Here is a 10134-nt window from a genome sequence, read left to right on the forward strand (position 1 = left end):
GCCATGCTGCTGCCGGACCGTGCTTCCCCGGCCCCCTCTCCCCCGCCCCCGCCGACGGCCCTGTGCCGGCGGCGGGGGCGGCCCGCCGACGGGGGGGCCGCCGGCCGACGCCCGCAACGGATGGCGGCGCCGTGGTGCGAGGACGACGGCTCAGGAGGTCGCGTAGGCCTCCACTTCGCTGAACTGGCCCGCCGGCCAGCCCGTGTTGGCCAAGACCGTCAGCCGCAGACCGCGCAGGCTCGTCCCGTTCGGCAGGGCGACGGTGACGGTGTTGCCCGTCGCCGGGTCGAAGCGGTAGCCCTGGGCGCCCACCACGGTCGTGTAGTTCGTGCCGTCGGTGCTGCCCAGGACCGCGATGGTCTGGGTCCGGGCGCCCCAGGCCGCCGACGGCGGGAGCTTCAGCACCAGCCGGCGCACGGCCTGACTCGACCCGAGGTCGACGGTGAGGGACTGCGGGAAGGCGTTGTTGGTGGACTCCCAGTAGCTGTTCGCGTCGCCGTCGACCGCCTTGCCGGGCGTGTAGACGTCCTGGGAGCCGGTGGCGGTGGCCGGGCGGCCCTTGGCGAGGTTGCGGTTCGGGTCGGGGTCGGGGTTGCCCTGGCCGGGCTGCGGCCAGGTGGAGCAGTCCTCCCACGTGCTGGTCCAGCCGGAGTTGCCGCCGCCGTCGGTGAGCGCGAAGCTGCCCGAGCCCGACGGGTACGGGCAGTTGTAGACACCGGCGGAGCCCACGCCGGTCGCGGTGACGCCGCGGAAGGCCGCCGCGCCCTGGGCCTCCGCCTGGACGACGACCGTGCCGGTGTTGCGCACCGTGGCGCCGTCCACGGTGACGTTCTTCACCGGGTACCCGTGGCCGCCGCCGGAGACGAACTCGAAGGCGCTGTAGGGGCTGTCGGTGATGGTGGTGCCGGTGATGTTCACGGTCGCGTTGATCGCGCTGTCGTAGGAGTCGACGCGCAGCGCGCCCATGGGGTGGTTCCAGTTCGGGTTCATGGCGCCCGCCCGCACCAGGGTGTTCCCCGTGACCGTGATCGTGCCGGCCAGCGGGTTGAAGGGGTCCATGAACTTCTGGTTGGAGATCGCGATGCCGCTGCCGAGGGCGTTGGTGTCGGAGACCAGGTTGTCGCGCACGGTGATGTCGGTGCCGCCGTAGATCGCGATGCCGTTGGCGAGGTTGGGCTGCGAGATGGTGTTGTTCTCGAAGCTGCTGTTCGTGTCGGGGGCGTACAGGGACCACATGGCGAGGGAGTCGTCGCCCTGGTTGCGCAGGAAGTTGTCGCGGACCCGCACGCCCCTGGCGTTGCCGTTGAGGTTGAGGCCGTCGGCGGTGGTGTCGAGGATGCGGTTGTCCTCGACCACGAGGTTGTCGTTGTTCCCGGTCAGCCACAGGCCGCACTTGAGGTGCTGGACCCACATGCCGGAGACGGTGGAGTCCGGTCCGAGCGAGCCGTTGACGAAGTTGTCGGGGCTGCCGTCGTTGCGTTCGGTGACCTCGCCGATGACCGCGAAGTCCTTGAGGTGGACCTTGCCCGTGGAGCTCGACTGGTTGATGAAGCTGGAGCTGTGCACCACGGAGTACCAGCTGCCCGCGCCCTGGAGGGTGACGTTCTGCACGCCGCCGAGCGAGGACGTCAGCCGGTAGTCGCCCGGCGGGATCCACACCACCCCGCCCTGCGCGGCGCTCACGGCGTCGCGGAAGGCCTGGGTGGAGTCGCCCTGACCCGTGGGGTCGGCGCCCTTGGAGACGACGGAGACCGACCCGGCGGGCTGGCCGGCGGCCGCGGCCACCTGTTCGAAGTCGGCGACGTCCACGGTGACCTGGACGTTCGTCGCCTCCAGCGCGATCTTGTCACCCGCCTGGACGCTCTGCCCGAGCAGCAGGCGGGCGTTGTCGAAGAAGTGGTGGGTCTTGGTCCCGGCGATCCAGCCGGTGTCGACGTAGGAGTACTTGGAGGTGACGGCGAGGGTCTTCGCGAGCCTGGTGCCGTTGACGTAGACGTAGACGGTGCCGGACTGGCCGTCGGGCACGTTGTAGGCGACGTTCAGGGCGTTGGCGGCGCGCGGCGCGGTGAACTCCACGCGCTGTCCGGCCGTGAGCCGGACGGCCTGGCGGCCCGACGCCTCGGAGGCGAGGGTGCCCTGGGTGTAGTCGGGGCCGATCCTGGTGCCGGTGGTGGTGGCGGACTCGGCCTCGACGGAGGTGAAGGGGAGGGTGGCGCCCGCGGCGGCGTGGGCCGCGGGCGCACCGAGGGTGACGAGCATGCCGGCGGCGAGGGCGACGGTGGTCGCCACGGCCGGCAGGCGGCGGGCGGTTCTGGGCGTGCTGGTGCCGTGCATGGGCTGATCCCTTCGTGGTGGGGGTGCGGGGATAGCGCTGTGCGGATCGGCGGCCGGGGCCCTGGGTCGCGTGCCGCGGACGTGGGGCCCCGGTACTGCGCGGGCTCAGGCGCGCAGCCAGACCGCCGTGTCCTGCGGGAGGCGGCCGGCCTCGTCCAGGGGGCCGCTGGCCAGCAGGGGTCGGGTGTGGGCGGGGAGTTCGGCCGGGTCGGCGGAGAGGTTGACCACGCAGGTCACCCCCTCGGCGCGGGTGAAGGCGAGGACGCCGTCGGGGGCGTCCAGCCAGGTCAGGGCCGCGTCGCCGAAGACCGGGCGCAGCCGGATCGCCTCCCGGTACAGGGCGAGCATGGAGGCGGGGTCGCGCTGCTGGAGGTCGACGGCGTGGGCCGCCCAGCCGGCCGGCTGCGGCAGCCACGGTTCCCGGCCGGCCTCGGTCCCGAACCCGGCGTGGGGCGCGTTCGCCGACCAGGGCAGCGGGACGCGGCAGCCGTCGCGGCCCGGGTCGGTGCCGCCGGAGCGGAAGTGCATCGGGTCCTCGATGCGGTCCAGGGGGATGTCCGCCTCGGGCAGTCCCAGCTCCTCGCCCTGGTAGACGTAGACGGCGCCGGGCAGGGCCAGCGAGAGCAGGGCCGCCGCGCGGGCGCGCCGGGTGCCCAGGGCGAGGTCGGTGGGGGTGCCGAAGGCCTTGGTGGCGAAGTCGAAGCCGGTGTCGGCGCGGCCGTAGCGGGTGACGGTGCGGGTGATGTCGTGGTTGCACAGCACCCAGGTGGCGGGGGCGCCCACGGGTGCGTGCTCGGCCAGGGTCTCGTCGATGGACCTGCGCAGCCGGGCGGCGTCCCAGGGGCAGGACATGAAGGAGAAGTTGAAGGCGCTGTGCAGTTCGTCGGGGCGCAGGTAGCGGGCGAAGCGCTCGCTGTCCGGGAGCCACACCTCGCCGACGAAGACGCCGTCGTACTCGTCGGCGACGCGGCGCCAGGAGCGGTAGATGTCGTGGAGTTCGTCGCGGTCGACGTACGGGTGCGGGTCGCGGCCCGCGGCGAGGTCGGGCAGGCGGGGGTCCTTGGCCGGCAGGGCGGCGGAGTCGATGCGGACGCCCGCGACGCCCCGCTCGAACCAGAACCGCAGGATGTCCTCGTGTTCCTGGCGCACGGCCGGGTGCGCCCAGTTGAGGTCGGGCTGCTCGGGCGCGAACAGGTGGAGGTACCAGGCGCCGTCGGGCAGCCGGGTCCAGGCCGGGCCGCCGAACTCGGACGTCCAGTCGTTGGGCGGGAGTTCGCCGTCGGGGCCGCGTCCGGGCCGGAAGTGGAAGAGGTCGCGCTCGGCGCCGCCGGCCAGTGCGGCCCGGAACCAGGGGTGCTGGTCGGAGACGTGGTTGGGCACGATGTCGACGATGGTGCGGATGCCCAGTTCCCGCGCCTCGGCGATGAGTTTCTCCGCCTCGGCCAGGGTGCCGAAGGCGGGGTCGATCGCCCGGTAGTCGGCGACGTCGTAGCCGCCGTCCTTCATCGGGGACAGGTACCAGGGGTTGAACCACAGGGCGTCCACGCCGAGTTCGGCGAGGTAGGGCAGGCGGGCTCGGACGCCGGCGAGGTCGCCGGTGCCGTCGCCGTCCCCGTCGGCGAAGCTGCGGACGTACACCTGGTAGATCACGGCGGAGCGCCACCAGGCGTCGTCGCCGCGGCCGTTTCGGGCAGGGGTGGGCTGTCCCACGGTGCGTGCCTTTCTGGGTCGGTGGAGAGGGTGGGGCGGGCGGTGTCAGCCCTTGGTGCTGCCCGCGCTGATCCCGGCGATGATGTGCCGCTGGAAGACGAGGAAGAGCGCGACCATCGGGATGCTGGCGATCACCATCGCGGCGACGAGCACGGTCAGCTGGATGTTCTGCGACAGCTGGACCAGGGCCACGCTGATGGGCTGTTTGTCCGTGTCGGAGAAGACCATCAGCGGCCACAGGAAGTCCTGCCAGACCGCGACGAGCGCGAAGATCGACACCACGCCGAGCACCGGCCGCGACATGGGCAGCACGATGGACCACAGGGTGCGCAGCTTTCCGGCGCCGTCGATCTCGGCGGCCTCCAGCACGTCGCGCGGTATCTGGTCGAAGAACCGCTTGAGCAGATACAGGTTGAAGGCGTTGGCGGCGGCCGGGAGCCAGATGGCGAGGGGGTCGTTGAGCAGGCTGGTGTGGATCAGCGGCAGGTCGGCGACGGTCAGGTACTTCGGTACGACCAGGGCCTGGGCGGGCACCATGAGGGTGGCGAGGATGCCGCCGAGGATCACCTTGCCGAAGGCGGGTCTCAGCCGGGACAGGGCGTAGGCGGCGGCCGTGCAGAACACCAGCTGGCAGGCCCAGGCGCCGGCCGCCTGGACGAAGGTGTTCCACAGGTGCTGCGGCAGCTGCATCAGGTCCCAGGCGTCGGTGTAGGCGCTCAGGTGCCAGTGGGCCGGCACGAGGGTGGGCGGGGTCCGCGTCACCTCGTCCGGCGACTTCAGGGCGCCGGTCACCATCCAGTAGACGGGGAAGAGGAAGGCGAGCGTGAACAGCAGCACCACGCCGGTGAAGACGGTCCAGTAGAGGGCCTTGCCGCGCGGGCGGGCCAGGGTCGCCGGGGAGACGAGGGTACGGGTGCTGCTCATGCGTCCTCCTGTCCGGAGCCGGAGCGGGTCAGCCTCAGGTAGCCGGCGGAGAACAGGGCGAGCAGTACGAGCAGCATGACGCTGAGCGCGCAGGCGCCGCCGAAGTCGTTGTAGAGGAAGGCGTATTTGTAGATGAGGTAGAGGACGGTGACCGTGGCGCTCTCGGGGCCGCCGCCGGTGATCACGAACGGTTCGGTGAAGACCTGCATGGTCGCGATGATCTGGAGCAGCATCAGCATCAGGATCACGAAGCGGGTCTGCGGGACGGTCACGTGCCGGACGCGCTGGAGCAGGTTCGCGCCGTCCAGTTCGGCGGCCTCGTACAGTTCGCCGGGGATGGACTGCAGGGCGGCCAGGTAGATCAGGACGGTGCCGCCCAGGTTGGCCCAGGTGGCGACGAGGACCAGGGAGACCAGGGCGGTGTCGGCGCCGTTGGTCCAGTTCGAGGTGGGCAGGTGCAGGGCGCGCAGCGCCTCGTTGGCGAGGCCGGCGCCGGGGTCGTAGAACCACTTCCACAGCAGGGCGCTGACCACGGGCGGGATCATCACCGGCAGGTAGACGACGACGCGGAAGAAGGCCTTGGCGTGCCTGAGTTCGTTGAGGACGAGGGCCAGGACGAACGGGACCGCGAAGCCGATCAGCAGGGCGAGCGCGGTGAAGGTGAGAGTGTTGCGCCAGGCGGCGCCGAACTCGGGGTCGTGCAGGACGTGGGTGAAGTTGGCGGTGCCGACCCATCGGGGGGCCTGGCCCGGGGTGTACTTCTGGAAGGCGATCACGACCGCGCGGATCGCCGGGTACCAGGAGAACAGGGCGAAGCAGATCAGGCCGCCGAGGAGGAAGGCGTAGGCGCGGGCCTGTTCGACGAGGCGGCGCCGCCTGCGCTCCCCCGCGTGGGGCGGCGCCGGTGGCGGGCGGACCGCGATCGCCTGGGCGGGCCGCCGCTCGGCCGTCTTGGTCATGGCGGGTCAGCTCCGTGCCAGGATGCCGTCGATCTTGCCGGAGGCGTCCTTGAGCAGCTGGTCGACGTCGGCGTCCTTCTTGGTGAGGACGGCGGAGACCACGCCGTCCAGGACGGAGTAGATCTGCTGCGCGTGGGACGGCTCCACCTTCAGCTTCAGACTCTGGTTGCCGTCCAGGAAGGACTGGTAATTCTCCACGGGCACGTTGGCGTTGGCCTTCTTGACCTGCTGATCGGTGGCGTCGGCGGCGCCGGTGAACAGACGGGGTTCGGGCAGGCCGACGGGTGCGTTGTTCTTCTTGGCGCGGGCGTAGTCGCCGAGGAAGCCCTTGCCGGGGGTGAGGAACATGTGGTCGAGCCACTTCAGGCCGGCCCGGATCTGGGCGGGCGTGTCCTTCTTGTTGAACATGTATCCGTCGCCGCCGACGAGCGTTCCCTTGCCGCCGGGCATGGGCGCGAGGGCGAGGTCCTTGTAGTTGCCGCCCTTCTCCTTGACCAGGATCGGGATGTTGTCGGGGGCGGCGAGGTACATGCCGAGCTTGCCGGAGCCCATCATCTGCTGGGCGTCGTTGATGACGAGGAGCTGCTTGCTGCCCATGGAGTCGTCGCTCCAGCGCATGTCGTGCAGGTTCTGCAGCACGGCACGGCCCTCGGGGGTGTCGACGTTCGCCTTCTTTCCGTCGGCGCTGACGACGTCGCCGCCCTGGGAGTACAGCTCGGCGGTGAAGTGCCAGCCGCCCTGGTTCTGGGCGCTGTAGTCGGCGTAGCCGACGGTTCCGCCGCCGAGCGCGGCGATCTTCCTGGCGTCGGCTCGGACCTCTTCCCAGGTCGTCGGCGGCTTGTCGGGGTCGAGTCCGGCCTTCTGGAAGAGCTTCCTGTTGTAGATCAGGCCCATCGAGTAGCCGGTGCGCGGGATGCCGTAGATCTTGCCGTCGACGGTGTAGATGTCCCGCAGCTGCTTCTGGAGCGTGCCGTAGCTCTTCAGTTCCTTGACGTACGGGGTGAGGTCGGCGGCCTGGCCGGTGGAGACGACGTGCTCGACGTCGGTGAAGTAGGTGTAGAAGACGTCCTCCATCTGACCGCCGGCCAGTTTCGCGTCGAACGTCTTGGGGTCCTCGCAGGGGAACGCGTCGTGCGTGACGACGTCGATGTCCTGGTGCTGCTTCTCGAAGGACGCCACGTCCTCGTCGAAGAACGTCCGGTCGGTCCTGGCGCTCTTGGGCGGCTCGCAGTTGACCGTGATGCGGGTCTTGCCGTTCGCGGACGCGTCGTCGCCGGAACCGCACGACGTCACGGCCAGGGCAAGGGAGCAGACGCCGATCGCGGCGACGGCGTGGCGGAACCCGGTGCTTCTCATCGGTGGACCCCTCTGGACAGGAGCGGTGGGCGTCGCACACTCAAGCACCGGGGACAGCTCTTCGCAAGATGTCGCGCAGAATCTGAAATTATTTGACAGCACATCGGTTCCGCGGGACGGAGGCGGCGGTGTTCGCCGGGTCCGTCACGCGCGGGGCGCCTGGGCGGTGGACCCGCGGACCACCAGTTCCGGTTCGAACAAAAGCTCGTCGGCCGGTACGGCACTGCCCGCGATCTGGGCGTTGAGCAGTTCCACGGCGGCCTTGCCCATGGACTCGATGGGCTGGCGGACGGTGGTCAGAGGCGGCTCGGTGCAGTTCATCAGCGCGGAGTCGTCGTAGCCCACGACGGAGATCCGGGAGGGGACGTCGAGTCCGCGGCGGCGGGCGGCCCGTACGACGCCGAGGGCGAGCGGGTCGCTGGCGCAGATGAACCCGGTGACACCGCGGTCGATGAGCTTGGCCGCCGCGGCGTGGCCGCCCTCGATGGAGAAGATGGCGCGGGCGACGAACTCGTCGGGCAGGTCCGCGCCGAGCGCGCGGGCCGCGGCCAGTTTGCGGGCGGAGGGCACGTGGTCGCCGGGCCCGAGGACGAGGCCGATCCGCTCGTGCCCGAGGGAGACCAGGTGGCGCCAGGCCTGTTCCACGGCCACCGCGTCGTCGCAGGAGACCGCCGGGAAACCGAGGTGCTCGATGCCCGCGTTGACCAGCACGACGGGGATGTTGCGGTCGGCCAGCAGCCGGTAGTGGTCGTGGGGCGCGTCCGACTGGGCGTAGAGCCCGCCGGCGAAGACCACGCCGGAGACCTGCTGTTGCAGCAGCAGCTCGACGTAGTCCGCCTCGGAGACCCCGCCCTTGGTCTGGGTGCACAGCACGGGGGTGAGGCCCAGCTGGGCCAGGGCGCCGCCGATGACCTCGGCGAAGGCCGGGAAGATCGGGTTCTGCAGCTCGGGCAGGACCAGGCCGACCAGCCGGGCGCGTTCGCCGCGCAGTTGCGTGGGGCGCTCGTAGCCGAGCACGTCCAACGCGGACAGGACCGCCTGCCGGGTGGCTTCGGAGACCCCGGGCTTGCCGTTGAGCACCCGGCTGACCGTGGCCTCGCTGACCCCGACCTTCTTTGCCACTTCCGCAAGTCGTCGCGTCATACACGCAAGAGTAGCGCAAGAATCGCAAATGGCTTGCGTAAAGGCTCCGGTAGTCCGACTTCAGCAGCCGGGCGGCCCCGGCGGGGCGGGGGCTGCTTCCAGCGCGGTGCGCGGGCCGGGCGGGTCGGGCGGCTCGACGGCCATGCGGGACGCGCTTGCTGCGCCTGGCCCGCCCCTCGCCTCCTGCCCGCGGACGGAGGGACGGAGGGCCTGCCGCCTTGCCGGCGGGCCCTCAGCGGGCCCTCCCCGGCCCCGCCGGACACCGGTATCCCGTCCCCTCGCACTTTGCAAGTCGCTGTCTTTTCCTGACGGTTACTTCACAATTCTTGGCAGTGGCAGTCAACTTCTGGTCTGCTGTAGGGCGATGTAGGGGCGGGGGGTCCACAGCGGTGCTGCGCCGGCGGTACCCGGGAACGTGCTCCCGACGGCAGCGCAGGACGTGACACCTTCCCCCCTCCGGCGGACAGCCCGGCCACCGGCCGGGCCAATGGGTGGAAGAGGACATGCAGACTACGTTCTGGAGCCGACGCAGATTCGTGGGGGCGCTCGCCGTCGCGACAGCCGTGACAGCCCTGCCGCAGGCGCTGACACCCCTGGCCAGGGCCGCCGACGGGAGTGGCGCCCCCGACCCCCTGGGCCTGCCCGACACCGACCGCGCCAAGGCCGTACGGGCCTGGGTGCTGGGCGGCAGGGCCGTACGGGCGGCGGCGGAGTACGCGCTGAGCGGGACCGACGCCGACATCACCACCTTCCTCACCGCGAGCCTGCCCGTCGCCTCGGCGGAGGACAACCGCGTGGCGGTGTTCAGCTACCTCGCCAACGGCGGCCAGGGCGTCCGCGCCGCCGCGAGCGCCGCGCTCTCCGGCGGGGACTCGGCGATCACGGAGTTCGTGGAGAAGGGCTACGCCCCGGCCGTCTCCGACGACCTGCGCGTGGCCACGCTGACCGTCATGAACGCCGGCGCCCAGGCCGTGAAGCGGGAGGCCACCGCGGCCCTCGCCGACGGCGGCGACGACGCCCTGGAGCACTTCCTGCTCACCGGCCAGTACGACGCGCGGCTGGAGGACATGCGGGTCGAGATCACCGAGAGCCTGGCGCACGCCGGACCCGAGGAGACGACGTACGCCAACCGGGCCCTCAGCGGAACCGCCGACGACATCCAGTGGTACCTGGACACCGGGCAGCACATCGCGCGCGCCCGCGACCAGGAGAGCGCCACCATCGAGGCGCTGGTCGCCGTCGTCGAACGCGAGGGCAGGATCGCCCAGCAGAAGACGGACGCCGCGGTCGAAGCCTCGGCCCGCGCCCAGACCGCCGCCGAGAAGGCCAAGGAAGCGGCCCAGGTGGCGGCGGCCGAGGCCGACAAGGCCAAGGACGACGTCCAAAGGTCCGCCGCCGCCGCGCGCAAGGCGGCCAGTGCCGCGCAGGGCGCCGCCGACGCGGCCCGCACCGCGATCAACGCCTCCGGGGTCGCCATCACCGCCTCGCGCCGCGCCTCCTACGCGGCGACCGCCGCCTCCCAGGCCGCCGCCTCCGCGGGCGGGGCCGCCTCGCGCGCCTACAACGCCGCCATCGCCGCGTCCAAGGACGCGTCGAAGACCGCCGCCGCCAAGGACGCGGCCGTCGCCGCGCGCAACGCCGCCGCCAAGGCGCGCTCGGCCGCCGCGGCCGCCGACAGCGCGGCGACCGCCTCCGCGCAGGCCTCCGC

General features: G+C 71.5%; 7 protein-coding genes. 1 reads left to right on the top strand and 6 read right to left on the bottom strand.

All coding sequences use genetic code 11. The features are described 5' to 3' along the window. Positions 1-150 precede the first annotated feature (150 nt). From ACFC02_RS39855 to ACFC02_RS39880, 6 genes are all read right to left on the bottom strand, one after another. The gene (locus ACFC02_RS39855) at positions 151-2334 is read right to left on the bottom strand and encodes a discoidin domain-containing protein (protein ID WP_376367474.1); all 2184 of its coding nucleotides are present in this window, start codon (positions 2332-2334) and stop codon (positions 151-153) included. Positions 2335-2439: 105 nt separating this feature from the next. Continuing rightward, entirely contained in the window at positions 2440-4044 is a 1605-nt protein-coding gene (locus tag ACFC02_RS39860; protein ID WP_376367476.1) for a glycoside hydrolase family 13 protein, read from the bottom strand. 45 nt (positions 4045-4089) lie between these two features. After that, on the bottom strand, positions 4090-4968 hold the full coding sequence (locus tag ACFC02_RS39865; RefSeq protein WP_376367478.1) for a carbohydrate ABC transporter permease: 879 nt from the start codon (positions 4966-4968) through the stop codon (positions 4090-4092). Beyond that, complete coding sequence (locus ACFC02_RS39870; RefSeq protein ID WP_376367480.1) at positions 4965-5927, bottom strand: carbohydrate ABC transporter permease; 963 nt, start codon at positions 5925-5927, stop codon at positions 4965-4967. The genes ACFC02_RS39865 and ACFC02_RS39870 overlap by 4 nt, the downstream gene beginning before the upstream one ends. A gap of 6 nt (positions 5928-5933) precedes the next feature. After that, complete coding sequence (locus ACFC02_RS39875; RefSeq protein WP_376367482.1) at positions 5934-7283, bottom strand: ABC transporter substrate-binding protein; 1350 nt, start codon at positions 7281-7283, stop codon at positions 5934-5936. 144 nt (positions 7284-7427) lie between these two features. Then, the gene (locus ACFC02_RS39880; protein WP_376367484.1) at positions 7428-8426 is read right to left on the bottom strand and encodes a LacI family DNA-binding transcriptional regulator; all 999 of its coding nucleotides are present in this window, start codon (positions 8424-8426) and stop codon (positions 7428-7430) included. Between the two features lie 503 nt (positions 8427-8929). On the opposite strand from ACFC02_RS39880, the gene ACFC02_RS39885 reads away from it, so the two are divergent. After that, positions 8930-10134 (top strand): ALF repeat-containing protein (locus tag ACFC02_RS39885; RefSeq protein WP_376367486.1); only part of this gene is annotated, 1205 nt, incomplete at its 3' end.

The organism is Streptomyces sp. NPDC056160 (assembly GCF_042268205.1).
In the GTDB taxonomy this organism is placed as follows: Bacteria; Actinomycetota; Actinomycetes; order Streptomycetales; family Streptomycetaceae; genus Streptomyces.